23 protein-coding genes and 1 pseudogene are annotated in these 23,555 nt (G+C 65.8%); 18 read left to right on the forward strand and 6 right to left on the reverse strand.

From position 1 onward, the window contains the following. Positions 1–52 precede the first annotated feature (52 nt). Both VSR82_RS01090 and VSR82_RS01095 read left to right on the forward strand, forming a co-directional pair. Positions 53–2,143, forward strand: coding sequence for a 3-hydroxyacyl-CoA dehydrogenase NAD-binding domain-containing protein (locus VSR82_RS01090; protein WP_429459328.1), 2,091 nt, complete (start codon positions 53–55; stop codon positions 2,141–2,143). Positions 2,144–2,289: 146 nt separating this feature from the next. Next, positions 2,290–3,468 carry an acetyl-CoA C-acyltransferase gene (locus VSR82_RS01095; RefSeq protein WP_368585923.1) on the forward strand — a complete coding sequence of 393 codons (1,179 nt, stop codon included), beginning with the start codon at positions 2,290–2,292 and terminating at the stop codon, positions 3,466–3,468. 70 nt (positions 3,469–3,538) lie between these two features. Here the strand turns inward: VSR82_RS01095 and VSR82_RS01100 are convergent, their stop codons facing one another. Beyond that, positions 3,539–4,045, reverse strand: a complete 507-nt coding sequence (locus tag VSR82_RS01100) for an LEA/WHy family protein (protein ID WP_429459325.1) — start codon at positions 4,043–4,045, stop codon at positions 3,539–3,541. A 240-nt stretch (positions 4,046–4,285) separates the two neighbouring features. Between VSR82_RS01100 and VSR82_RS01105 the strand changes: the two are divergent. From VSR82_RS01105 to VSR82_RS01125, 5 genes and pseudogenes are all read left to right on the forward strand, one after another. After that, positions 4,286–4,678 (forward strand): annotated as a pseudogene (locus VSR82_RS01105) (aminotransferase class I/II-fold pyridoxal phosphate-dependent enzyme); the annotation flags it as partial. A 103-nt stretch (positions 4,679–4,781) separates the two neighbouring features. Next, positions 4,782–5,267 carry a PaaI family thioesterase gene (locus VSR82_RS01110; protein WP_429459323.1) on the forward strand — a complete coding sequence of 162 codons (486 nt, stop codon included), beginning with the start codon at positions 4,782–4,784 and terminating at the stop codon, positions 5,265–5,267. Between the two features lie 76 nt (positions 5,268–5,343). Then, complete coding sequence (locus VSR82_RS01115) at positions 5,344–6,342, forward strand: NADP-dependent oxidoreductase (protein WP_410849130.1); 999 nt, start codon at positions 5,344–5,346, stop codon at positions 6,340–6,342. 52 nt (positions 6,343–6,394) lie between these two features. Then, on the forward strand, positions 6,395–7,276 hold the full coding sequence (locus VSR82_RS01120) for an SDR family oxidoreductase (protein WP_429459321.1): 882 nt from the start codon (positions 6,395–6,397) through the stop codon (positions 7,274–7,276). 95 nt (positions 7,277–7,371) lie between these two features. Continuing rightward, positions 7,372–8,331: an alpha/beta hydrolase gene (locus tag VSR82_RS01125; protein WP_429459319.1), complete on the forward strand. Its 960-nt coding sequence runs from the start codon at positions 7,372–7,374 to the stop codon at positions 8,329–8,331. A 65-nt stretch (positions 8,332–8,396) separates the two neighbouring features. Here the strand turns inward: VSR82_RS01125 and VSR82_RS01130 are convergent, their stop codons facing one another. Both VSR82_RS01130 and ygfZ read right to left on the reverse strand, forming a co-directional pair. After that, entirely contained in the window at positions 8,397–9,263 is an 867-nt protein-coding gene (locus VSR82_RS01130) for an NRDE family protein (RefSeq protein WP_498857445.1), read from the reverse strand. Between the two features lie 144 nt (positions 9,264–9,407). Further along, complete coding sequence (ygfZ, locus tag VSR82_RS01135) at positions 9,408–10,475, reverse strand: CAF17-like 4Fe-4S cluster assembly/insertion protein YgfZ (RefSeq protein WP_368587884.1); 1,068 nt, start codon at positions 10,473–10,475, stop codon at positions 9,408–9,410. A gap of 78 nt (positions 10,476–10,553) precedes the next feature. On the opposite strand from ygfZ, the gene mltG reads away from it, so the two are divergent. From mltG to VSR82_RS01185, 10 genes are all read left to right on the forward strand, one after another. Further along, complete coding sequence (gene mltG, locus VSR82_RS01140) at positions 10,554–11,564, forward strand: endolytic transglycosylase MltG (protein WP_013089429.1); 1,011 nt, start codon at positions 10,554–10,556, stop codon at positions 11,562–11,564. Continuing rightward, the gene (gene tmk, locus VSR82_RS01145; protein WP_176108577.1) at positions 11,564–12,184 is read left to right on the forward strand and encodes a dTMP kinase; all 621 of its coding nucleotides are present in this window, start codon (positions 11,564–11,566) and stop codon (positions 12,182–12,184) included. The genes mltG and tmk overlap by 1 nt, the downstream gene beginning before the upstream one ends. Positions 12,185–12,279: 95 nt before the next feature. Then, a complete protein-coding gene (locus tag VSR82_RS01150) occupies positions 12,280–13,323 on the forward strand; it encodes a DNA polymerase III subunit delta' (protein WP_429459314.1) in 1,044 nt (347 codons plus the stop codon). A 49-nt stretch (positions 13,324–13,372) separates the two neighbouring features. Next, positions 13,373–13,888 carry a GNAT family N-acetyltransferase gene (locus VSR82_RS01155; protein WP_429459312.1) on the forward strand — a complete coding sequence of 172 codons (516 nt, stop codon included), beginning with the start codon at positions 13,373–13,375 and terminating at the stop codon, positions 13,886–13,888. Between the two features lie 102 nt (positions 13,889–13,990). Next, on the forward strand, positions 13,991–14,782 hold the full coding sequence (locus VSR82_RS01160; RefSeq protein ID WP_429459310.1) for a TatD family hydrolase: 792 nt from the start codon (positions 13,991–13,993) through the stop codon (positions 14,780–14,782). Positions 14,783–14,828: 46 nt separating this feature from the next. Further along, positions 14,829–15,560 carry an ankyrin repeat domain-containing protein gene (locus VSR82_RS01165; protein WP_429459308.1) on the forward strand — a complete coding sequence of 244 codons (732 nt, stop codon included), beginning with the start codon at positions 14,829–14,831 and terminating at the stop codon, positions 15,558–15,560. Positions 15,561–15,751: 191 nt separating this feature from the next. Then, a complete protein-coding gene (locus VSR82_RS01170) occupies positions 15,752–16,108 on the forward strand; it encodes a Rap1a/Tai family immunity protein (protein ID WP_018431989.1) in 357 nt (118 codons plus the stop codon). Positions 16,109–16,262: 154 nt separating this feature from the next. Continuing rightward, positions 16,263–17,486 (forward strand): mechanosensitive ion channel family protein, encoded by a 1,224-nt coding sequence (locus VSR82_RS01175; protein ID WP_368586287.1) that lies wholly within the window; start codon positions 16,263–16,265, stop codon positions 17,484–17,486. 162 nt (positions 17,487–17,648) lie between these two features. Continuing rightward, positions 17,649–19,061, forward strand: coding sequence for an alpha,alpha-trehalose-phosphate synthase (UDP-forming) (gene otsA, locus VSR82_RS01180; RefSeq protein WP_368586286.1), 1,413 nt, complete (start codon positions 17,649–17,651; stop codon positions 19,059–19,061). Positions 19,062–19,278: 217 nt separating this feature from the next. Further along, positions 19,279–20,346 (forward strand): glycosyltransferase family 4 protein, encoded by a 1,068-nt coding sequence (locus tag VSR82_RS01185; RefSeq protein WP_429459302.1) that lies wholly within the window; start codon positions 19,279–19,281, stop codon positions 20,344–20,346. A gap of 245 nt (positions 20,347–20,591) precedes the next feature. Here VSR82_RS01185 and VSR82_RS01190 read toward each other — a convergent pair whose 3' ends face one another. The 3 genes from VSR82_RS01190 to VSR82_RS01200 form a co-directional block, all read right to left on the reverse strand. Continuing rightward, positions 20,592–21,179, reverse strand: coding sequence for a BPSL1445 family SYLF domain-containing lipoprotein (locus tag VSR82_RS01190; protein ID WP_026228012.1), 588 nt, complete (start codon positions 21,177–21,179; stop codon positions 20,592–20,594). A gap of 381 nt (positions 21,180–21,560) precedes the next feature. Then, on the reverse strand, positions 21,561–22,010 hold the full coding sequence (locus tag VSR82_RS01195; RefSeq protein WP_498857446.1) for a hypothetical protein: 450 nt from the start codon (positions 22,008–22,010) through the stop codon (positions 21,561–21,563). Between the two features lie 231 nt (positions 22,011–22,241). Further along, positions 22,242–22,541, reverse strand: coding sequence for a PsiF family protein (locus VSR82_RS01200; RefSeq protein ID WP_018431983.1), 300 nt, complete (start codon positions 22,539–22,541; stop codon positions 22,242–22,244). Between the two features lie 453 nt (positions 22,542–22,994). Here VSR82_RS01200 and VSR82_RS01205 point away from each other — a divergent pair, with 453 nt between their 5' ends. Further along, positions 22,995–23,294, forward strand: a complete 300-nt coding sequence (locus VSR82_RS01205) for a YciI-like protein (RefSeq protein ID WP_368586283.1) — start codon at positions 22,995–22,997, stop codon at positions 23,292–23,294. Positions 23,295–23,555 lie beyond the last annotated feature (261 nt).

Genomic DNA, 23,555 nt, shown 5'->3' on the forward strand with positions numbered 1-23,555 from the left:
GGCGCATCATGCGCCGCCTCAATGAATGCATGGATCGCACGGAGGCACGCAGATGGCAGTGGACTACACAACTCATGACGGCGTGGCCGTTCTCACGCTGAACAATCCGCCCGTCAATGGGCTCGGTCTGTCGACGCGGGCGGGGATCGTCGAAGGGCTCGAGCGCGCGCAGAACGACTCGGCCATCAAGGCCATCGTGCTGACCGGCGCGGGCAAGGCCTTCTCGGGCGGCGCCGACATCACCGAATTCAATACGCCGAAGGCGACCCAGGAGCCGACGCTCGCGACCGTCATCAAGGCCGTCGAAGGCAGCGCGAAGCCGGTCGTCGCGGCGATTCACAGTGTCGCGATGGGCGGCGGCCTCGAGCTTGCGCTCGGCGCGCATTACCGCGTCGCCGCGGCCGGCGCGCAGATCGCGCTGCCCGAAGTGAAGCTCGGCATCCTGCCGGGCGCTGGCGGCACGCAACGTCTGCCGCGCGCGATCGGCCTCGAAGCGTCGCTGAACATGATCGTGTCGGGCGCGCCGGTGCTGTCGGAAAAGCTCGCCGATTCGGGGCTGTTCGACGAACTCGTCGCGAATCCCGCCGAACTGGCCGAAGCCGCGCTCGCGTTCGCGCGCAAGGTCGGCGCCCAAACGGGCCCGCATCCGAAGGTGCGAGACCGCAAGATCGAACATCCGAACGCGCCCGGTTTCATCCAGTTCGCGCGCAATAGCGTCGCGGCCATCGCGAAGAACTTCCCGGCGCCGCATAAATGCATCGACGCGGTCGAGGCCGGTGTGAAGGATGGCTTCGACAAGGGCCTCGCATTCGAGCGCGAATGCTTCATCGCGCTCGTGCAGACGCCGGAGAGCCACGCGCTGCGTCACGCGTTCTTCGGCGAGCGCGCGGCGAGCAAGATTCCCGACGTGCCGTCCGATACGCCCGTGCGCGACATCAATCAGGTGGCAGTGATCGGCGCCGGCACGATGGGCGGCGGCATCGCGATGAACTTCCTCAACGCCGGCATTCCGGTCACGCTGCTGGAAACGAAGCAGGAGGCGCTCGACCGCGGTCTCGCGACGATCCGCAAGAACTACGAGGCCACCGTCAAGAAGGGCAAGCTGAAGCCCGAAGTGATGGAGCAGCGTCTCGCGCTGCTGAGCCCGACGCTGTCCTACGACGACCTGAAGCACGCCGACATGATCGTCGAAGCCGTGTTCGAAGAGCTCAGTGTGAAGGAGCAGGTGTTCGGCCGGCTCGATGAAGTCGCGAAGCCGGGCGCGATCCTCGCGTCGAACACGTCGACGCTCGACGTCGACAAAATCGCCGCGTTCACGAAGCGTCCGCAGGATGTGGTCGGCATGCACTTCTTCAGCCCGGCCAACGTGATGAAGCTGCTCGAAGTCGTGCGTGGCAAAGAGACCGCGAAAGACGTGCTCGCCACCGTGATGAAGCTCGCGAAAAAGATCAGGAAGACCGCGGTGGTGTCGGGCGTGTGCGACGGCTTCATCGGCAACCGGATGATCGAGCAGTACCTGCGCCAGGCGCTCTTCATGCTCGAAGAGGGCGCATTGCCCGCGCAAGTCGACAAGGCCATCGAGAAATTCGGCTTCGCGATGGGCCCGTTCCGCATGAGCGACCTCGCCGGCAACGACATCGGCTGGGCGATCCGCAAGCGCCGCTACGTCGAGCATCCCGACATGCACTACTCGAAGATCGCCGATCGTCTGTGCGAGATGGGACGCTTCGGCCAGAAGACCGGCGGCGGCTGGTACGACTACAAGACGGGCGATCGCACCGCGTATCCGTCCGGCGTGGTCAACGAAATGATCGTCGAGTACTCGAAGGAAACCCACTGCGAGCGCCGCAAGATCAGCGACGAGGAAATCGTCGAGCGTCTGGTGTTCGCGCTCGTCAACGAAGGCGCGAAGATTCTCGAGGAAGGCATCGCGTCGAAGGCGTCGGATATCGACATGGTCTATCTGACCGGCTACGGCTTCCCGCTCTATCGCGGCGGCCCGATGCTGTACGCGGACACTGTCGGACTCTACAACGTCGAGCGCGCGATTCGCCGCTACGCGGCGCGGCCGAACGGCGACGCGTGGAAGCTCGCGCCGAGCATCGCGAAGCTGGCGGCCGAAGGTCGCGGCTTCAACGACTGAGCGCGGCTGACTTCAGCACACGAATTGAGCGCTGCGGGTGACGCCCGCAGCGCTCGCATCAAACGACAGAGGCGGCGCGGTGATGCGCTTTTGAACGCACGGCGGTGAGCCGGCGCGCCACTTCGACATTGCAATTGGAGACACCCATGACTGACGCCGTAATCGTATCCACCGCCCGCACGGGCCTCGCCAAATCGTGGCGCGGCGGTTTCAACATGACGCACGGCGCGACGCTCGGCGGTCACGTGACGCAGGCCGCGGTCGAGCGCGCGAAGCTCGATCCGGCGCGCGTCGAGGACGTGATCATGGGGTGCGCGAATCCGGAAGGCGCGACGGGCGGCAATATCGCGCGTCAGATCGCGTTGCGTGCGGGCCTGCCGGTCAGCGTGCCGGGCATGACCGTGAACCGTTTCTGCTCGTCGGGATTGCAGACGATCGCGCTCGCGTCGCAACGCGTGATTGCCGGTGAGGGCGACGTATACGTCGCGGGCGGCGTCGAGTCGATCTCGTGCGTGCAGAACGAAATGAACCACCACATGATGACCGACGGCTGGCTCACCGAGCATAAGCCGGAAATCTACTGGTCGATGCTGCAGACCGCCGAGACCGTCGCGAAGCGCTACTCGATCTCGAAGGAGCGCCAGGACGAATACGGCGTGCGCTCGCAGCAGCGCGCGGCGGCCGCGCTCGAAACCGGCAGGTTCAACGACGAGATCGTGCCGCTGACGGTGCTCGCCGGTGTCGCCGACAAGGCGAGCGGCCGTCTCTACACGAAGGAAGTGACCGTCAGCGGCGACGAAGGGATTCGCGCCGACACGACGCTCGAAGGCGTGTCGAAGATTCGCACCGCGCTGCCGGGCGGCGTGATCACCGCGGGCAATGCGAGCCAGTTCTCGGACGGCGCATCGGCTTGCGTCGTGATGAACGCGACGCTGGCCGAACGCGAAGGTCTGCAGCCGCTCGGCATTTTCCGCGGCTTTGCGGTGGCTGGCTGCGAGCCGGATGAAATGGGCATCGGCCCGGTGTTCGCGGTGCCGAAGCTGTTGCAGAAGGCCGGCCTCAAGGTCGACGACATCGGCCTGTGGGAGCTGAACGAAGCCTTCGCGGTGCAGGTGCTCTATTGCGCGGACAAGCTCGGTATTCCGCACGACCGCCTGAACGTGAACGGCGGCGCGATCGCGGTAGGCCATCCGTATGGCGTGTCGGGTGCGCGGCTCGTCGGCCATGCGCTGATCGAGGGCAAGCGGCGCGGCGTGAAGTTCGTCGTCGTGACGATGTGCATAGGCGGCGGGCAGGGCGCGGCGGGTCTGTTCGAGATCGCGTAACTCGGGCGCGAGCGCGGCTCAAGAAGACGGGCGGCGTGGGTTCGACGCTTTTATCCCGCCGCCATCGTGCCTACTGCGACGCCATACCCGGCAGCGTCAACATGCCCTGATCGGTGAAGCGTGTCGTGCCGGTCAGGCCGCCCGCGAGCTTGCCTTGCAGCCGGTATGGAACCTGCCCGGACTGCGCGATGCCCGCAAGCCCGAGCGCCTGGCGAACCGCGGCAAACGCGGGCACGGTCAGCGGCACGCTGACGACGGTTTCGCCGAAGCGCGGCACGGTGCCGCTCTGATCGCTGACACCGCTGGCGAACGGCTTGCCGTTCAGTTCGAGATCGACCGCGATGCCGTTGAAGCTCACCGCGGAGTCGTTCGGGTTCTGCACGCGCAGCTTCAGATTGAAGCGCATCTCGAGGCCTTCGCCGGCCAGCGGCTCGATGCCGGCGACGTTGACGCGCAACGCATCGCCGCCGAGCAGGCCGGCGCATGCGCCAAGCGTCAGCGTGATCGCGCAGACGAGGTGGAAATAGCGTACGAAGGTAGCGAGACGGCCGAAAAGCCGCGGGCGTGGGAAGGACATGACCGGCACCTCGAAGCAGGAAGCGGTTGGTCACGCATTCTAACTGGCGGCGAGGCGTCGATTCTCGTGATCGGGTCGGAGTTTCAGGTAGTACGCCGCCACGATCTCGCGACGGCACCAGCGAGTCGCCGGACGGCTCGACGGACGAGTTCGCGAAGGTCCGCCGCATCGCCGGGCGAAGCTTGCGCGATCAGCACAGCCGCGCCCGCGCGCGACGCGTGCGACGCGCGGATCGACATGGCCGTGCTCGCCGGGTTTCTGGGGACGGGCGCTTACGCGCGGCATTTGCGGCGCTTGCGCGAGAGTCTGCGGCTGCAGCGCGAGCGCATGGCGGCGGGGATCGCCGCGGCGTTTCCCGATGGCATACGCTTCACATCGCCGCGCGGCGGTATGTTCTTTTGGGTGGAGTTGCCGCACGGGTTGTCGTCGGCCGCATTTTTCGAGGCGGCGTTGGACGATGGCATCCGCATCATGCCTGGGACCGTTTTTTCGAACACCGGGCGCTTCGATCGTTTCATTCGCCTGAGTTGCCCGAGCGCGGACCTCGATCTGCTCGATGAAGCGGTGCGCCGATTGGGGCGCTTGGCGACGCGCATGATGGAGCGGAATGAGGCGGATGGAGCCACGCGATAGCCGGTAGAATTTCCCATTTAGCGTTAATGCGTACACCTCGCGGAGTACCGGCACGCGGCGAACCGATTTCCGGGCTTGCCGGCCACGAACTCCACACACCGCCATGACCGACCCAACCACTTCCGCCACAACAGGCAACCCATCGTTGCCGGAAAGCCCCTTCATCGACCGTCTCGGCGCGCAGCTGCTGCGCGCCGCCGATGGCGTCAGCGAAGTCGTGCTGCCGTTGCAACCCGATCACATGAACACATGGGACGTCGCGCACGGCGGCGTCACGATGACGCTCGCCGACGTCGCGCTCGCGATGGCCGCGCGCAGTCTCGCGGGCGACGGCGTCGGCGTCGTCACCGTCGAGATGAAGGTCAACTTCATGCAGCCGGGGCGCGGCGAGTTGCGCGCGACCGGCCGCGTGCTGCATCGCTCGACCACGATGGCCTATTGCGAAGGCGAGATCCGCGACAGCGAAGGTCACTTCGTCGCCAAGGCGCTCGGCACCTTCAAGTACATGCGCCGCCTCGCGGTGGGCCGCGACGTCAGGCGTCAGCGTCTGCGCAGCGATCCGGCGGCCAACCCCGGTCCGAGCGACTGAGCCCCCTGATCGCAGAGTTCAGACCTGGATTCGACACATGCGGGTCACCCCGCCAACAACCCAAGGAGACGACTTCATGGCCCAGATCAACCGCCAGGTGCTGCTGGTTTCGCGTCCGCAAGGCGAAGCCACGCCCGCTAATTTCAAGCTCGTCGAAACGCCGCTGGCGCCGCTCGCCGACGGCGAAGTACGAGTGCGCAACCACTATCTGTCGCTCGATCCGTACATGCGCGGACGCATGAACGACAGCAAGTCGTACGCGCCGCCGCAGCCGCTGAACGAGGTGATGATCGGCGGCACGGTCGGCGAGGTCGTCGAGACGAGGAATCCGAAGTTCGCGGTCGGCGACAAGGTCGTTGCGATGTTCGGCTGGCAGGAGTACGGCACCTCGAACGGCGCGGGCATGCAGAAGGTCGACGACACGCACGTGCCGCTCTCCGCGTATCTCGGCCCGGTCGGCATGCCGGGCGTCACCGCGTGGTACGGGCTGAACCGCATCATCGCGCCGAAAGCGGGCGAGACCATAGTCGTCAGCGCGGCGAGCGGCGCGGTGGGCAGCGTGGTCGGCCAGCTCGCGAAGGTGGCCGGCGCGCGCGCGGTCGGCATCGCGGGCGGCGCGGACAAGTGCCGCTACGTGGTCGACACGCTCGGCTTCGACGCCTGCGTCGACTACAAGGCCGGCAACCTGTACCAGGACCTGAAGGCCGCGACGCCCGACGGGGTCGACGGCTGCTTCGAGAACGTCGGCGGCGAGGGGCTCGACGCGACGCTCGCGCGCATGAACCCGTTCGGGCGCATCGCGCTGTGCGGCTTCATCGCGGGCTATGACGGCCAGCCGTTGCCTCTCAAGCATCCGTCGCTGATGCTGACGCAGCGGCTGCTCGTGCAGGGCTTCATCGTCAGCGAGCACATGGACGTGTGGCCGGAGGCGCTCAAGCAGCTCGGCACGCTCGTCGCGCAGAAGAAGCTGCACTATCGCGAGACGATCGCGCAAGGGCTCGAAACCGCGCCCGAGGCATTCATCGGCTTGCTCAAGGGCCGCAACTTCGGCAAGCAACTGGTCAAGCTGATCTGAGCACGACGTCGTCACGCATCGGCCAGCCGCCACTCAAACAGGGAGTCACAGGATGTTCGAATTCGCAGGCAAGGTGGCGGTGATCACCGGCGCGGGCAGCGGCTTCGGCCGCGCGTTCGCGCACAAGGGCGCGGCGCTCGGCATGAAGCTCGTGCTCGCCGACGTCAACGCCGGGCAGCTCGCGCAGACCGTCGACGCATTGCGCGAAGCCGGCGCCGAAGCGATCGCCGTACCGACCGACGTATCGAGCGCCGCGCAGGTCGAGGCGCTCGCGCAAGCCGCGCTCGCCGCGTTCGGCAAGGTCCACCTGCTGTTCAACAACGCGGGCGTCGGCACCGGCGGCTTCCTGTGGGAAAGCTCGGCCAACGACTGGTCGTGGGTGTTCGGCGTCAACGTGATGGGCGTCGCGCACGGCGTGCGCGTGTTCGCGCCGCTCATGCTGGCGCAGAACGAGCCCGCGCATATCGTCAATACGGCGTCGGTCGCGGGGCTGCTCGCGCCGCCGGGGATGGGCATCTACAACGCGTCCAAGCATGCGGTGGTGGCGCTGACCGAGACGCTGTATCACGACCTGAAGCTCGCGCAGGCCGGCACGGACGGCGAGGTCGGCTGTTCGCTGCTGTGTCCCGCCTTCGTGCCGACCGGCATCGCCCAGGCCGAGCGCGCGCGTCCGGACGAGCTGCGCAACGCGAGCCGGCCGACGCGCTCGCAAATCGCTGCGGCCAGGCAGTTGCAGCGCGCGGTGCAGTCGGGCAAGCTCAGCGTCGACGATGTCGCCGACATTGCGTTCGAGGCAATCGCCGCGCGCCGTTTCTATATCATCACGCACCCGGGCATCATGGCGACGGTCAAGCTGCGTCACGAGGACATCGAGCAGTTGCGCGAGCCGTCCGATCCGATGTCGCTGAAACCCGAAGTGAAGAACGCGGAGTAGCGGCCGGCTGCGTGGCCGCTGCGCCGGGTCCTGACAACAATTGGCGCACTGCGCGCCGCGCAGTGCTGTGCTGTGCGCATCACGTTGCTGAAACCATGCCGCTGAATCCGACGATCGAGCAGGTGCTCGACATGATCGCGCGGGCCAAACGCCCGCAGTATCACCAGATGAGCGCGCAAGCGGCGCGCGCGTCGTACGAGAAGAGCGCGCCGATCCTCGAGATCCCGAGCGCGCCGATGTACTCCGTCGAAGACCTGCGGGTGCCGACGCGCGATGGCGCGACGATCCGTGCGCGCCTGTACTTCCCGGTCGAGCCGAACTGGGCGGAGCCTCTGCCGGCGTTCGTGTACTACCACGGCGGCGGCTTCACGGTCGGCAGCGTCGACACGCACGATGCGCTGTGCCGGATGTTCGCGCGCGACGGCCAGTGCGCGGTGCTGTCGGTCGATTACCGGCTCGCGCCCGAGCACAAGTTTCCGACCGCTGTCGACGATGCCTTCGACGCCCTTAGCTGGCTGCACGCGCACGCCGCGGAATTCGGCATCGACGACACCCGGCTCGCGCTCGGCGGCGATAGCGCGGGCGGCACGCTTGCGACGGTCTGCGCGGTGCTCGCGCGTGATGCCGGCATCGCGCTCGCGCTGCAATTGCTGATCTATCCGGGCACCACCGGCCATCAGCAGACCGACTCGCACTCGCGCCTCGCCGACGGCTTCCTGCTGTCGGGCGACACGATCCAGTGGTTCTTCGAGCACTACCTGCGCGATAGCGGCGATCGCGACGACTGGCGTTTCGCGCCGCTCGACGGCGAGCGCGGCGCACCGGAGTTTCGTGGCGTCGCGCCCGCGTGGATCGCGACCGCCGAATACGATCCGCTCAGCGACGAGGGCGATGCGTATGCGGAAAAACTACGCGCGCTCGGCAATCCGGTCACGCTCAGGCGCTACGCCGGCATGATTCACGAGTTCTTCAAGATGGGCGGCTTCGTGCCCGAAGTCGCAGAGGCGCATGCGGATGCCGCGGCGGCGTTGCGCGCGGCATTCGGTATCGGGTGAGGGACGTTGTCGCGAAGCGGTGAGCGGCCGGCGGCGAATGCGCCGGCGAGGCGGTGTTCGAACGATCACGCCACGCTCATCCGGTCGCGCTCGACATTGAACGCGAAGCTGCGCTCGAAATCGCCGGGCCGCACGATGCGGTGCGAGCCGTTGTCGTCGCTGCGCTCGGCGACCGCGACGCCGATCACGTCGCCATAAGCGGCGACGCGCAGCGCGGTGGTGCTGCGCGTGCCATATTCCGGCGATTCGATGAATGCCGCCGACAGCACCCGTTCGCGTTCGAGCGGAATACCGGTCGACGGCAATTCGTCGTCGCGCGCGAGCCGCGGATCGCGCATCAGATCGATCAGGCGTTCGAGCGGCGGCATCGCATTGCGCGCGAGCAGCGTGCCGAGCTCGCCGCGCTTTCTGACCAGTTTCGGCCACGCGGTGTCGAGCACCGCGTTCGAGATGCCGTGCGTGCCGGGCGCGAGCAGTGTGGGGCCACTGTTTGCGTCGACGGCGCCGCGATTGCAGTACCACGCGAGCTCACGGCGCGTCCAGTCGCCGACCAGCAGGTTGAAGCCGTTGTAGATGTCGCCGCTTTGCGCGACGTGCTCCAGATACGCGAGCGGCGTCTCGTGCGGGTGGCCGTCGGGGTCGCGCGCGGCGTTCGTGAGCCAGTTGCTGACGAGCGTGCCGCGGGTCGGCGCATCGGCGCGCATTTCACCCGGCGCGCGGTAATTGGTCAGCGCGGCGAAGCGGCCGTCGCGCGACAGCCCGAGCCACGTGCCGCCGCCCACCAGATCGCGGCCCGCCAGCACGCCCGGCGCGTCGCGCCACCAGCCGATCGGCTCGGCCGTGCGACGAAAAAACTCGTCGCGATTCGCGGCGAGCGTGAACAGCGGACCATCGACCGCATCAGGTCGCCAGTCGAAAACGATCAGGCACATCGGGGAGCATCTCCCGTTCAGAGCATCGGGCGGCCGCCTGCTGCCGCAAAGGCAGACGGCAAAGAAAGCGACAAAAATCAGACGAGAATAAAGCAGCCAATAAAAAACGGCGCCCGATTGCGCCGCTTCTTACCTGCCCAACCATCAGACCTCGGCCGGCAGCCCGTAGGGCAGCGTCAGGAAGCGCAACGCGGGGCCGTCGGCCGCGCCGACGTGCACGCTGCCGCTGTCGAGCGCCGTGAGCTTGATCTCGACCAGCAGATCGACGCCGCCGCCTTGTGCCGATGCCGCGTTGACGATCATCCCGCACGGCTGGCCGGGATCGTCCGAGTGGAACAGCTCAGCGCCGGGGCGCACCGTGTCCAGCTCGCCGGCGACGTTGGCGAGCGACGTGCGCCGCTTGATCGTGCCGCGATACTGGCTGCGCGCGACCACTTCCTGACCCGGATAGCAGCCCTTGCGGAAATTGACCGCGCCGAGCACGTCGAAGTTGACCATTTGCGGCACGAACTGCTCGACCACCGGCTGCGTGATGCGCGGCTCGCCCGCGCGGATATCGAGCCAGTCCCACACGGCCGGCGACACGCGCTTTAACTTGCCATCCAGCGACGGCAGCAGCGCTTCGACCTGCGCCTTCGGACCGATCCACAGATAGCGCAGCCGCTCCAACGCGTCCGGCACGCGGATCAGCGTGCCCGCGGTGCCGTCGACCTGCACGTGCACACCGTCGGGCAGCGCGTCGAACACGCCGGACAGCGCGCCGCGCACGTCGCCCGCGAGGCCGACCACCGCGAGCTCGCCGCTCGCGTCCACGAGCCTGGCTTTGGCGCGCAGCACGAACATCGACAGGCGCTTTTGCACGGCGGCCTGCACGTCTTTCGATACCAGCAGCCGGATCGTGTCGCCGCTGCGCCAGCAGAGGAACGACGCGAGCAGCCGGCCCTTGGCCGAGCAGTAGCCGGCGAGGCGCGCGTTCGCGGCATCGAGATGCTGGACGTCGTTGGTCAACTGGGCGTGCAGGAAGCTGGCCGCGTCGTCGCCGGTCGTGTCGATCACGCCGAACTGCGACAGCGGCATGTACGCGCCATGTTCGAGCACGGCGGCGAATTCTTCGGCCGACGGGCGCGGCAGGATGGGCAGGGCGGCGGGCGTCGCCGCGGTGGGAGTAAGACCGGAAGCGTTACCTGGGGCGTTCACGAGCGGTGTGTTCATGGATTCCGGGAACAGTCAATTCTGACTTTGGCTAAGGCAAACAGTTATTATATTCAGTCCAACCCAGTCACGTTTCGCATGACCCTTTTCAAGAAATGTTTCGCAGCCGGCGCGCTCGTCGTTGTGCTGGCCGCGGCGGCCATCGCCGCTGGATACTACTGGGCCACCCGCCCGCTCGAATTGACCCCGGCGCAACTCGACGTCACCGTCAAACCGCACAGCAGCCTGCGCAGCGTCGCGCTGCAGCTCAATCGCGGCGGCGTGCCGGTCGAACCCGAGCTGTTCATCGCGATGACGCGGCTGCTCGGGCTGCAAAGCGACCTGAAGTCCGGCAACTACGAGTTCAAGAGCGGCATCACGCCTTACGAGGTGCTGCAGAAAATCGCCCGCGGCGACGTCAACGAATACGTGGCGACGATCATCGAAGGCTGGACCTTCAAGCGCATGCGCGCCGAGCTCGACGCGAATCCCGCGCTCAAGCACGACACGCTCGGCATGAGCGACGCCGATCTGATGAGCGCAATCGGCGCGCCCGAGGCGTCGATCGGCAACGGCGAAGGGCTGTTCTTCCCGGATACCTACCTGTTCGACAAGGACACGAGCGACCTCGACATCTACCGCCGCGCTTACCGGCTGATGCGCGTGCGGCTCGACGAAGCGTGGCTCGCGCGCGCGCCGAATCTGCCGTACAAGACGCCGTACGACGCGCTGACGATGGCGTCGATCATCGAAAAGGAAACCGGCAAGGCGTCCGACCGGGCGCTCGTCGCCGCCGTGTTCGCCAACCGTCTGCGCGCGGGCATGCCGCTGCAGACCGACCCGACGGTGATCTACGGGATGGGCGACAGCTACGCCGGCCGCATCAGGAAGAAAGACCTGCAGACCGACACTCCCTACAATACCTACACCCGGATGGGCCTACCGCCGACGCCGATCTCGCTGCCGAGCGTCGCGTCGCTGCAGGCGGCGATGAACCCGGCGCCAAGCAGCGCGCTGTACTTCGTGTCGCGCGGCGACGGCAGCAGCATCTTTTCTGACACCCTCGGCGAACACAACAAGGCCGTGGACAAATACATTCGAGGGCAATGATGGCGCGCGGCAAATTCATCACTTTTGAAGGCATCGACGGCGCGGGCAAGACCACCCATCTGGGCTGGTTCCGCGAACGCCTCGAGGCGAAGCTCGCGCCGAGCGGCCGCTCGGTCGTGATGACGCGCGAGCCCGGCGGCACGCCGCTCGGCGAACAGATCCGCGAGATTGTGCTGCATCAGAAGATGGACCTCGAAACCGAGGCGCTGTTGATGTTCGCGCTGCGCCGCCAGCATCTGGCCGAGGTGATCGAGCCGGCGCTCACGCGGGGCGACTGGGTGCTGTCCGACCGTTTCACCGACGCCACGTTCGCGTATCAGGGCGGCGGCCGCGGCCTGCCGCGCGACAAGCTCGAGACGCTCGAGCGCTGGGTGCAGGGCGGCTTCCAGCCGGATTTGACCGTGCTGTTCGACCTGCCGCCCGCCGTCGCCAACGAGCGGCGCAGCGCGGCGCGCAACCCGGATCGTTTTGAGAGCGAGTCGGCGGCGTTTTTCGAGCGCACGCGCGCCGAATACATGCGCCGCGCCGAAGAAGCGCCGCATCGATTCGCTATCATCGACTCTTCGCAGAGCATCGTGAGAATTCAGAAGCAGCTTGAAGAGTTGATCGCAACTCTTTGATTTCAGGTCGATATAACCGATCCTTATAACCGCGCGCCAGGTTGATTCGCTATCTGAAGTAACGCGTGCAACCAATTGATTCATAAAGACAAACGATGATCTATCCGTGGCAAGCCGATGACTGGAGCCGCCTGCAACAACTGCGCGGACACTGGCCGCACGCGTTGTTGCTGCACGGTCAGGCGGGCATCGGCAAGCTGCGCTTCGCGCAGCATCTCGCGCAGGGTCTGCTGTGCGAGGCGCCGCAGCCGAACGGCGAGCCGTGCGGTGCGTGCGTGGCCTGCAACTGGTTCGCGCAAGGCAATCACCCCGACTACCGCATCGTCGTGCCGGAAGCGCTCGCCGCCGAAGCCGGTCTCGCGAACGCCGCGAATGGCGCCGACGACAAGGCAGAAAAAGCCGAAGGTGACGACGGCAAGAAGACCCGCACGCCGAGCAAGGAAATCAAGATCGAACAGATCCGCGGTCTGCTCGACTTCGTCGGCGTCGGTTCGCACCGCGGCGGCGCGCGCGTGGTCGTGCTGTCTCCGGCCGAGGCGCTCAACGTCGCGGCCGCCAACGCGTTGCTGAAGACGCTCGAAGAACCGCCCGCGGGCGTCGTGTTCCTGATGGTGTCAGCGCGCATCGACCGTTTGCTGCCGACCATCATCAGCCGCTGCCGTCAGTGGCCGATGAGCGTGCCCGCGCCGGACGCCGCAGCGCCATGGCTCGCCGCGCAAGGCGTCGACGACGCCGCCGCGCTGCTCGCCGAAGCGGGCGGTGCGCCGCTCGCCGCGCTCGCGCTCGCCAGCGACGAGAACCGGCCGCTGCGCGACTGGACACTCAAGCAGCTGGCAGCCGGCGCCAACTGCGACGCATTCGCCTGTGGCGAGGCGCTGCAGAAGCTGCCGGTGCCGCTCGTGCTCGGCTGGCTGCAGCGCTGGATGTACGATCTGCTCGCGCAGCGCACGGCCGGCGCGCCGCGCTATTTCCCGCAGGCGTCGGCCGCGCTTGCGCGATGCGCCGCGCAGGCCGACGCCAATGCATTCGCGCGCTTTCTGCGCACCGTCACGCGCCAGCGCGCGGTCGAAAACCATCCGCTGAACGCGCGGCTCGTGTTCGAGGAACTGTTCATCGGCTATCGCGCGCTGTTTGCGTGAGCCCGCAGCCAGACAGCCTTCCGTCTCATTCCATTCAAGCCAAGCCACCATGAGCCTTTCCTACCGCGACGCCACGCTCGACGATCTGCCCGCGATCGTCGCCATCTACAATTCGACAATCCCGTCGCGTCAGGTCACCGCGGACCTCGAACCGGTCAGCATCGAGAGCCGGCATGCGTGGTTTCATGCGCACGGTCCGCAAATGCGGCCGTTGTGGGTGGTCGAAGATCCGCAGCAGGCGGGGCGCGTGATCGCGTGGCTGAGCTTTTCGGATTTTTATGGCCGTCCGGCCTACCAGCGCACCGCCGAAGTCAGCATCTATCTCGACGAAAGCGCGCGCGGCCAGGGTCTCGGCAAGCAGCTGCTGGCGGCTTCGCTCGACGCGGCACCGGGGCTTGGCATCGACACGGTGCTCGGCTTCGTGTTCGGTCACAATGAAGCGAGCGTGCGGCTGTTCCGCGGCTTCGGCTTCGACGCATGGGGCACGCTGCCGCGCGTTGCGGTGCTCGACGGCGTCGAGCGCGATCTGGTGATTCTTGGCAAGCGCCTTGCGCACGCGAGTTGAGCACGCGAGTTGAGCACGCTGCCTGAACATACCCAAGCTGTCCCAAGCGGCCCCGGCCACGCCGTCGCCCGGCCGCAAAGCCCTTTTTCGCAGGACCTGACCATGTTTGTCGACTCACATTGCCATATCAACTTCGAAGGACTCGCGGACCGTCTGCCGCAAGTGCTCGAAAACATGCGCAGCCATTCGGTGTCGCACGCGCTGTGCGTGTCGGTGGACCTCGAAACGCTGCCGTCGGTGCTCGATATCGCCAGCCGCCATGACAACGTGTACGCGTCGGTCGGCGTGCATCCCGATCACGAGCACATGCGCGAGCCGAGCGTGGCCGAGCTGGTCGAACTGGCCGAGCATCCGAAGGTCGTCGCGATCGGCGAAACCGGGCTCGACTACTACCGCCTCGAAGGCCGCTCGATCGCCGACATGGAGTGGCAGCGCGAGCGCTTTCGCACCCACATCCGCGCCGCGCACGCGACGGGTAAGCCGCTGATCATCCACACCCGCTCGTCGTCGGAAGACACGTTGCGCATCATGGCCGAGGAGCGCGCGGGCGTGCCGGGCGGCGTGATGCATTGCTTCACGGAACCGTGGGCCATCGCCGAGCAGGCGCTTGCGCAGAATTTCTACATTTCGCTGTCGGGCATCGTCACGTTCAAGAACGCGACCGATGTGCAGGAGGTCGCGCGCCGCGTGCCGCTCGAGCGTCTGCTGATCGAAACCGATTCGCCGTATCTGGCGCCGGTGCCGTATCGCGGCAAGCCGAATGAACCTGCGTACGTCAGTTATGTCGGACGCTTCATCGCGCAGCAACGCGAGATGTCGGACGAGGCGCTAGCCGCCGCAACCACGCAAAACTTCTTCAGGCTGTTCGGAATCGCCGCACCGGACGGCGTCTGAAAAAGATGAATTATCAAAGAGATAGGAAACTTTCATAAAGTACTATATGAAAAACATTTCGACGTTGTCCGCTGATTTTCAACCGCTGTACGCCGGGCCGGCCGCCCGGGCTCTCGCGCCGGCACGCCGTCTTGCGTGCGCCGCCGCGCTCGCCTGCGCGGCGCTAGTCGCGGTGCCCGCGCATGCAGCGCCGATCGACACGCTGATCAAGGCGGTCAAGTTCGACGACGTCAGCGGCGTCAACAAGCTGCTCGCCAAGGGCATGGACCCGAACAGCGTCGACAACCAGGGCATGCCGCTGCTCGTGATCGCCGCGCGCGAGAAATCCGACAAGGTCGCGGCCGCGCTGCTCGCGAACCCGAAGACCGACATCGAGATTCAGGACAAGGCCGGTGAGAACGCGCTGATGATGGCGTCGCTGGTCGGCGACCTGAACCTCGTGAATCTGCTGATCGCGAAGGACGCCGAGGTCAACAAGAAGGGCTGGGCGCCGCTGCACTACGCGGCTGCGAACGGCCACGACGACATCGTCAAGGTGCTGCTCGACCACTCGGCCTACGTCGACACCGGCTCGCCGAACGGCACCACGCCGCTGATGATGGCCGCGCGCGGCGGCCATGTGTCGACCGTCAAGCTGCTGCTCGACAACGGCGCGGACCTGTCGGTGAAAAACCAGATCGGCATGACCGCGCTCGATTTCGCCAAGACCTACAAGGAGCCGGACGTCGTCGAAGGACTCACGGCGCGCATGCAGCAGACCCAGCAGCAGAAGCAATGACGCTGTCGGCAGGCGGCGCGGCGCGCCCGCGAGGCCGTGCCGTTTTGCTGCGGTTTTGTCCGAGCCGCGCGGCAGCGGGCCTGCTGCCGCCGTGTAAAACAGTGCAGAATGACGACTTCGGCGCGCCGCGTAGCGCGCCGTCCGGACGCGGCAGAAAGACCGCGTGATAAACAACCCTGGAAAGGAACACCATGCTGCGGGCATTGATTTTCGCCGGCGCGCTTGCCTTGCCGCTTTCGGCAGCCGCGTTTACGGGAGGCGACCTCAACAAGCTGTGCACCAAGACGGACATCGCTTCGCGTAGCGCCTGCGCGGCCTACATCGAAGGCGCGGCCGACGGCATCTTCAACACGATCGACGCGATCGGCGGCACCACCGGTCCGCGCGTCGGCCAGTACTTCTGCCTGCCGCCGGATGCGCGCTCGGCGCAGTTGACCGACGCGGTGCGCAAATACATCGCGGAGAATCCGAACGCCGCGGGCTACAACGCGAGCACGGCGATTTCGCTGGGTCTCGGCAAGGCGTTTCCCTGCAAGAGCGGCAGCTGACCGATAACCGCCGCGCATCGAAGAACCCGTTGTAACGCCCAGGCGCCGTCGTGCGCCTCGGTGTCGGGGTCATCGCTCCCGCTGGGGCACCCCCGGATGTCAGTAGTCCCGCAGGCGCGCCGCCGCTCATCGAGCCCGGAGGAAGATGCCCGTTATGCCTACTATCGACGACTTCTACCGCGTGGCCGCCGCGCCGCTGCATACGTGGCTCGGCGCGCTGATTGTGACGGCCTTCGTGACGATCGTGGCGATCGGCGTTCACCGCTTCGGCGCGCGCGTCGTGATGCGTCTCGCGCAGCCGCATGCGCTGACGAGCGTCGTGCTGCGCTACATCGACAAGCCGTCGCTGTTCGTCCTCGTGATCCTCGTGCTCGCGTGGGTCTGGTCCGAGGCGCCCGATACCCTCAACTTCATCGAACCGGTGCGCGACATCACCGGCATCGCGCTGATCGCCGCGCTCACGTGGCTGTCGGTGCGCTCGGCCGCGGCGATCGGCGAAGCGATCATCCGCGCCCATCCGCTCGATAGCGCCGATAACCTGCAGGCGCGCCGCATCCATACGCAGGCGCGTGTGCTCGCGCGCTCGGTGATGATCGTGATCGTGATCATCGGTGTCGGCGGTGCGCTGATGACCTTGCCCAATGTGCGGCAAATCGGTGCGAGCCTGCTGGCTTCCGCCGGTGTCGCCGGCCTGGTCGCCGGTATCGCGGCGCGGCCGGTGCTCGGCAACCTGATCGCCGGTTTGCAGATCGCGCTGTCGCAACCGATCCGCCTCGACGACGTCGTCGTGATCCAGAACGAGTGGGGACGCATCGAGGAAATCACCGGCACCTACGTATCGGTGCGGCTCTGGGACCAGCGCCGCCTGATCGTGCCGCTGCAATGGTTTATCGAAAACCCGTTCACGAACTGGACGCGCAACAGCTCGCAAATCATCGGCACCGTGTTTCTGTTCGTCGATTACCGGATGCCGCTCGCCCCGCTGCGCGAGGAGCTCGCGCGCATCGTCGAGAATGCGCCCGAGTGGGACCGCCGCGTGCAGGTACTGCAGGTAACGGACTGCACCGAACGCGCGATGCAGTTGCGCGCGCTCGTCAGCGCGCCCGATTCCGGCCTCGCGTGGGATTTGCGCTGCCGCGTGCGCGAAGGGCTGCTCGATTTCGTGCACCGGCATTACCCGGAATACCTGCCGCGGGCGCGTGCGGAGGTGTCGGCGGAGCTGGAGACCAGCGGCGCGGGTCCGATCGACTGGCTGCCGCGCAGCCGGCAGGCGCCCGCCGGCAGCACCGCCGCGCATACCGAAGCCGATCCGGTGGCGAGCCGCCTCGGCCGCACTGGCGCGGCCGAAGTCCCGCATAAGGCGAAGGAACAGGCTTAGCCATGCGTTGCCGAGCGCCAATCACGAATCGCTAATCACTAATCGCGACTCGCGGCCGCGCTCACGCCCAACGATGCGCGGGCACGCCGATTGCTGTTAACGGGCGCACCACGCCCGCGCAGTCGGCGCGGCGCACCGCAAGAACTACGGAGGACATGCAATATGGGCCGATTGATCGTCGTGTCGAATCGCGTCGCGACGCCGACGGAGACCAAGGGATCGGCGGGCGGACTGGCTGTCGGCGTATTCGGCGCGCTCAAGGATGCAGGCGGCGTCTGGTTCGGCTGGAGCGGCGATGTGGTCAGCGAGACGGTCGCCAATGCGGGGCCGATGCTCGAGCAGGACGGCGCGGTGACCTTCGCGACCGTCGGCCTCACGCGCAAGGACTACGACCAGTACTACCGGGGCTTCTCGAACGCGACGCTGTGGCCGGTATTCCACTACCGTAACGACCTCGCGCGCTACGAGCGCGACGAGTACGCGGGCTACCGGCGCGTCAACGCGTGGCTCGCGCACAAGCTGGTCAAGCTGCTCGAACCGGACGACATCATCTGGATTCACGACTACCATCTGATCCCGTTCGCCGAGGCGCTGCGCAGCGAGGGCGTGACCAACCGCATCGGTTTCTTTCTGCACATCCCGTTTCCCGCGCCGCAGATCCTGCTCAACATTCCGCCGCACGAGGAACTCGTGAAGTCGCTGTCGTGCTACGACCTGCTCGGCTTCCAGACCGCCACCGACCAGCAGGCGTTCCACGACTACGTGACGCGTCACGCGCGCGGCACGGTCAGCGCGGACGGCATGGTCGAGGCGTTCGGGCGCAAGCTGCGCACCGGCGTGTACCGGATCGGCGTGTTCCCCGATGAAATCGCCGAGCAGGCCAAGCGCTACGAAAGCCGCCAGCACGTGCTCGAACTGAAGCAGAGTCTCGAAGGGCGCAAGCTGATCATGAGCGTCGACCGGCTCGATTATTCGAAGGGGCTGGTCGAGCGGTTTCGCGCGTTCGAACTGCTGCTCGAACGCTCGCCCGAATGGCGCGGCAACGTCACGCTCGTGCAGATCGCGCCGCCAACGCGCTCGGACGTCGCGACCTATCAGAAGATCCGCCAGGATCTCGAATACGAGGCGGGGCGCATCAACGGCCGCTACTCGGGGCTCGATTACACGCCGATCCGCTATCTGAACCAGCAGTACGACCGCTGGAAGCTGATGTCGCTGTTTCGCGAGTCGCAGATCGGCTTCGTCACGCCGCTGCACGACGGCATGAACCTCGTCGCGAAGGAGTACGTGGCAGCACAGAATCCCGAAGATCCCGGCGTGCTGGTGCTGTCGATTTTCGCGGGCGCCGCGGCCGAGCTCTCCGGCGCGGTGCTCGTCAATCCGCACGATGCGATCGGCATGTGCGAAGCCTTGCAGCGCGCACTGCAGATGCCGCTCGACGCGCGCCAGCGGCGTCACGAGATCAACATGGCCGCGCTGCGCGAGAACGATCTCGGCGTATGGCGCGACAGCTTTCTCAGGGATTTGCGCAGCGTGCCCGTGCGTCGGCCGGGCGAGGGCGGGGGCCACAAATGACGACGCGGTGATGGCGGATGTAAGCCGTTTGTAACAGCACCGAGCAATTGCAAGACCTGCGGCTTTTCCACCGGCGCCAAGGAATAATCCTCCGTAGCGACGATGCATGCGGCGCTTAGGGACCGCGTGAATTGATCCGACGTCATGGCGCTGTCATACTCGGCGTCGCCGACGGCATCGCGATTGCGCGTCAGCTATCGGCTCACGGAGACACAATATGAAGATTGCGCAGATCGCCCCGCTGACCGAATCGGTGCCGCCGAAGCTTTACGGCGGCACGGAGCGGGTCGTGTCGTACATCACCGAGGCGCTGGTCGAGCAGGGCCACGACGTGACGCTGTTCGCGAGTGGCGACTCCGTCACGAGCGCGAAGCTCGAACCGGTGTGGCCGCGTGCGCTGCGGCTCGATCCGGGCATTCGCGACCGCGTCGCGCCGCACATGCTGCTGATGGAACTGGTGCGCCGCCAGGCCGAAGACTTCGACGTGCTGCATTTCCATCTCGACTATTACTCGTTCTCGGTATTCAAGCGGCAGGAAACGCCATTCGTCACGACGATGCATGGGCGGCTCGATCTGCCCGAGCAGCAGCCAGTGTTCGACACCTTCAACTCGGTGCCGGTGATCTCGATCTCGAATGCGCAGCGTCATCCGCTGCCGCAGGCGCGCTGGCTCACCACGGTCTATCACGGCCTGCCGGAGCAGCTCTATACACCGCAACCGGTCGAGCAGAAGTACCTCGCGTTTCTCGGCCGGATTTCCCCGGAAAAACGCGTCGATACGGCGATCCGCATCGCGGGCCGCTGCGGCATGCCGATCCGCATCGCCGCCAAGGTCGATGCGGCCGACCGCGAATACTTCGAGCGTGACATCCGGCCGTTGCTCGATCTGCCGTACGTCGAGTACATCGGCGAGATCGCCGATCATCAGAAGGCCGAGTTTCTGTCGGGCGCGCATGCGCTGCTGTTTCCGATCGACTGGCCGGAGCCGTTCGGTCTCGTGATGATCGAGGCGATGGCGTGCGGCACGCCGGTGATCGCGTTCAACCGCGGCTCGGTGCCGGAAGTGCTCGAAGAGGGCGTGACCGGGTTCATCGTCGAGGACGAGATCGGCGCGGTGGCGGCCGTCAACCGGCTGCACAAGGTGCCGCGCGCGGGCGTGCGGCGGCGCTTCGAGGAGCGCTTCACGTCGCACCGGATGGCGCGTCAGTATGTGGAGGCGTATCAGTCGGTGATTCGCACGCAGAAGCGCTCGCGGTTCAAGGTGATCGATTCGTCGGGCGCTTGACGCGGGACCATTCGCGCGTGTCGAAGCGAAGAACGGCGGTGCGCGAGGCGCGCCGCCGTTTTTTTTCGCGCTCGGGTTTTCTCGCGTGTGAGCGCCGGCATCGGCATCGCACAACAAAAAGGCCGCGCGATGGCCCACACAGGGTCCCTCGCGCGGCCTTCGCCGCGATGCGATCCGGATGCAAAGCCTGCGCGCGTGTCGGGATGCGCGCGCAGGTGTTCAGGGTAGCGTGCCGGGCAACGCGCTCAGATCTTCAGCCGCGTGACCTTCGTGCCTTGCAGCGACACGTCGCCCATCAGGCCCGCGTTGGTCAAGACGAAAACCTGGACCGGCGCGGTGGCCGTGGTCGTGTCGACGGCGCCGTTCGCGCCGACCTTCACGAGCGCGACCGATGCATCGACGCCGGCCGACCAGCCGTCCGCGTTGCGGAATTTGTCGAGCGAATCCTGCGTCATGAACAGGAAGATCAGTGCCTTCGACTGCGCGCCCGCCGTCAGGCCGAACGAGCCTGACACGGTGCTGTAGTAGCCGACCGTCGCGCCGCCCACTCGCAATGCGCCTTCGCCATACTGACCGCCGACGATGAAGCCCGCCTGTATCACCGACGGGAACACCAGCACGCCGCGCGCCTTCGACACCAGCTCACGCGAGCCCGGCACGGTCGTGAACAGTCTGGACAGCGTGCCGTCGACGCTGGCGTCGATCGACTGTCGTTTCGAGGCGTTGACATGAGCATTGTCCGGAGTGTTGCCCGTCGTCGTGCACCCGGCGAGTGCAAGGCCTCCGAAAGCTAGCGCAGCGGTCGTCTTCAACATGAAGTGTCGTCTTTGCATCGTTTTTCTCCGTGGTGGATCCGGGGCGCAACCGTGTTGATGTCGCCTGGTTGCCTCTGAGTTATATCACAGCCTGGTGTAAAAGGCGCGTCGCGTGGCAACGCGAAAAGCCTTATGGGACAAGGGTTTGAGGCTAATCGTAAGGTGCTTTTAAGTAATTTTGACCGGCCCGCCGGGCCGCGTCGAAGTACGCCTCGGGCGAAGATCGGAGGAGCCGAAGCGGACGAGCGCCCGAGGCGTGGCGATTTTGGGGACGCTTCGGCGCGGCCCCGCGATGCGCCGGTTTTTACCGATTTTCGCGTCGTGCCGCGGTCCATCGACATGGAAATGAAAGTGTTGTTTCGACGCAGCAGATTGCAGTACGAACGGCGTGGCCGCCGCTCAGCCGTGATTCACCGGACTCTTGACCGCGGGCGGGCGCCGCAGCGCGCGGCGCACCATGCTGATGATCGCGCCGATCGCGAACAGGACCGCCGCCGGCACGATCCAATAGCCGACGAACGCGTGCCACAGATACGCGAACAGCGTCGAGCGACGCACGTTGTATTCGTTGATCGCGTCCTGCTGACGCGGCGCGTTGGCGGCCAGCACGTCGGCCGGGCAGCCGGCGGCTTTTGCCTCGTCGGGTTTGCCATGACAATGCGCGGGCGCGCCGGCGGCGCGCTGCGCCTGAGTGAAATTCCAGGTGGTCAGCGCGCGCTCGAGATCGACCGCGTTGTACGACATTTCCTCGCGGATCTCGTTGACCGCGACGATCGCCACAGGCACGGCCCAGAATATGATGACCAGCAACCACCGCCTTAACCAGCGGTTTTTGTGCTTCGATACCATCCTTGCCTCCGATCGATGCTCAGTAGCACCAACGACAAGATGGCGGCCCAGTTTTGATTGATTCTATATGTGAGGGTGGGCCGTCTCCGCAGCCATCATAGAAGAAAACGGCGCGTTGCGGCGGGTGGACTACGAAGCAGGGGGCGAGCGAAGCGCCGCGCGGGTGGAACGATGCACCGGCGCCGTGTCGACAGGCAGGGCGCCGGCTGGAGGAACGGCTACGCGTCTTGTTCAGTTGGCAGGCGCCGACGAGGACAGGCAGGTCTTCATGAACGCCTTGCGGTCGTCGCCTTTCTTGTCGCCTGCCTGCTTGTTGCACGCCTTCATCTTGTCCTGCTGGCTCATCGGCGCGGCGGCGGCCGGCTTCGCGGAAAGACAGGTTTGCATGAACGCCTTGCGCTCGTCGCCTTTCTTGTCGCCGGCCTGCTTGTTGCAGTCGGCCATCTTGGTCTGCTGGCTGTTCGCCGCGAACGCCGGCGATACGAGTACCGCGCCCAACACCAGCGTAGCGATAGCGGATTGGATTTTCATGGGACACTCCATCGGTGGTGAAAACGTTTCTGGTCGTTTATGCGCGCGGGCGACGCCGGCATCCATGGGCCCATCGGCGCATCCATTATGGCAAATGCCGTCTGCCAGAACGGCTCGAAATGCATTCCGGTTGACAGCGGTCCGCGCTCGTTTTCCCTGAGTGGCGCAGAGCAACCGGTGATGCGGCGTTTGAAACGGTCGAATGAAGGACCGCGCGAATTTTGTTATGCAATGCAGATTGGTTGCGCCGATTATTCCTTGCTTATTGAATAGAAATTACGGCTCGCGGTATTTGGATATATTGCTAACAGGCAATCAGGATTTCTACATTGCTGCGAATGCAACTTAATAGAAAATTGGCATGAAATTCGGTATCCGCCGTTGTGCCAAAATCGCGCTCCGATGCGTGCCGGGTCCACGTCGACAACCTTCATCCTTGCAAGGAGACTTACCATGCATTACCTGTTGATGTACGAGCTGGTACCCGACTATCTGGAGCGACGCGGCGAGTACCGCGACGCGCATCTGAAACTCGCCTGGGCCGCCGCCGAACGGGGCGAACTGCTGCTGGCCGGCGCGCTCACCGAGCCGACGGACGGGGCGGTGCTGCTCTTCACCGGCACCTCGCCGGCAGTCGCGCAAGCCTTTGCCGAGGCCGATCCGTACGTGCTATCCGGGCTCGTTACGCGCTGGCGCGTGCGCGAATGGACCACGGTCGTCGGCGAGCACGCATCGAAACCGGTGCGCCCGTAGCACGCTCGAAGCGACTTCGGCGTCTTTTCTCTCGCCTCGAGCTCCGCGCATGGGCAGCAGCCGCATGCGCGCCTCCGATTGCCTCCATGTCACCGCGCGGGTGCGTCGCCGTTCTTTCGCCGACGCTCGACAAAGCCGATCACATCGATCATTAAAATGGCATAGAAATGCGTGCTGGATCGGCAATTACATTTCTAAAGAGCATTCTGTTCGGTAATGCGGTATTGTGCATTGCAATAGAGCGATTCCGTGCCGTTAAAG

Origin of the sequence: Burkholderia sp. JPY481 (assembly GCF_038900515.1) — a bacterium.
GTDB classification, from domain to species: domain Bacteria; phylum Pseudomonadota; class Gammaproteobacteria; order Burkholderiales; family Burkholderiaceae; genus Paraburkholderia; species Paraburkholderia youngii.

Excerpts from the sequence above, each read along its gene's own strand:
- VSR82_RS01090 (WP_429459328.1), top strand. The coding sequence starts at position 53 with ATGGCAGTGGACTACACAACTCATGACGGCGTGGCCGTTCTCACGCTG.
- VSR82_RS01095 (WP_368585923.1), top strand. The coding sequence starts at position 2,290 with ATGACTGACGCCGTAATCGTATCCACCGCCCGCACGGGCCTCGCCAAA.
- VSR82_RS01100 (WP_429459325.1), bottom strand. The coding sequence starts at position 4,045 with ATGTCCTTCCCACGCCCGCGGCTTTTCGGCCGTCTCGCTACCTTCGTA.
- VSR82_RS01110 (WP_429459323.1), top strand. The coding sequence starts at position 4,782 with ATGACCGACCCAACCACTTCCGCCACAACAGGCAACCCATCGTTGCCG.
- VSR82_RS01115 (WP_410849130.1), top strand. The coding sequence starts at position 5,344 with ATGGCCCAGATCAACCGCCAGGTGCTGCTGGTTTCGCGTCCGCAAGGC.
- VSR82_RS01120 (WP_429459321.1), top strand. The coding sequence starts at position 6,395 with ATGTTCGAATTCGCAGGCAAGGTGGCGGTGATCACCGGCGCGGGCAGC.
- VSR82_RS01125 (WP_429459319.1), top strand. The coding sequence starts at position 7,372 with ATGCCGCTGAATCCGACGATCGAGCAGGTGCTCGACATGATCGCGCGG.
- VSR82_RS01130 (WP_498857445.1), bottom strand. The coding sequence starts at position 9,263 with ATGTGCCTGATCGTTTTCGACTGGCGACCTGATGCGGTCGATGGTCCG.
- ygfZ (WP_368587884.1), bottom strand. The coding sequence starts at position 10,475 with ATGAACACACCGCTCGTGAACGCCCCAGGTAACGCTTCCGGTCTTACT.
- mltG (WP_013089429.1), top strand. The coding sequence starts at position 10,554 with ATGACCCTTTTCAAGAAATGTTTCGCAGCCGGCGCGCTCGTCGTTGTG.
- tmk (WP_176108577.1), top strand. The coding sequence starts at position 11,564 with ATGGCGCGCGGCAAATTCATCACTTTTGAAGGCATCGACGGCGCGGGC.
- VSR82_RS01150 (WP_429459314.1), top strand. The coding sequence starts at position 12,280 with ATGATCTATCCGTGGCAAGCCGATGACTGGAGCCGCCTGCAACAACTG.
- VSR82_RS01155 (WP_429459312.1), top strand. The coding sequence starts at position 13,373 with ATGAGCCTTTCCTACCGCGACGCCACGCTCGACGATCTGCCCGCGATC.
- VSR82_RS01160 (WP_429459310.1), top strand. The coding sequence starts at position 13,991 with ATGTTTGTCGACTCACATTGCCATATCAACTTCGAAGGACTCGCGGAC.
- VSR82_RS01165 (WP_429459308.1), top strand. The coding sequence starts at position 14,829 with ATGAAAAACATTTCGACGTTGTCCGCTGATTTTCAACCGCTGTACGCC.
- VSR82_RS01170 (WP_018431989.1), top strand. The coding sequence starts at position 15,752 with ATGCTGCGGGCATTGATTTTCGCCGGCGCGCTTGCCTTGCCGCTTTCG.
- VSR82_RS01175 (WP_368586287.1), top strand. The coding sequence starts at position 16,263 with ATGCCTACTATCGACGACTTCTACCGCGTGGCCGCCGCGCCGCTGCAT.
- otsA (WP_368586286.1), top strand. The coding sequence starts at position 17,649 with ATGGGCCGATTGATCGTCGTGTCGAATCGCGTCGCGACGCCGACGGAG.
- VSR82_RS01185 (WP_429459302.1), top strand. The coding sequence starts at position 19,279 with ATGAAGATTGCGCAGATCGCCCCGCTGACCGAATCGGTGCCGCCGAAG.
- VSR82_RS01190 (WP_026228012.1), bottom strand. The coding sequence starts at position 21,179 with ATGCAAAGACGACACTTCATGTTGAAGACGACCGCTGCGCTAGCTTTC.
- VSR82_RS01195 (WP_498857446.1), bottom strand. The coding sequence starts at position 22,010 with ATGGTATCGAAGCACAAAAACCGCTGGTTAAGGCGGTGGTTGCTGGTC.
- VSR82_RS01200 (WP_018431983.1), bottom strand. The coding sequence starts at position 22,541 with ATGAAAATCCAATCCGCTATCGCTACGCTGGTGTTGGGCGCGGTACTC.
- VSR82_RS01205 (WP_368586283.1), top strand. The coding sequence starts at position 22,995 with ATGCATTACCTGTTGATGTACGAGCTGGTACCCGACTATCTGGAGCGA.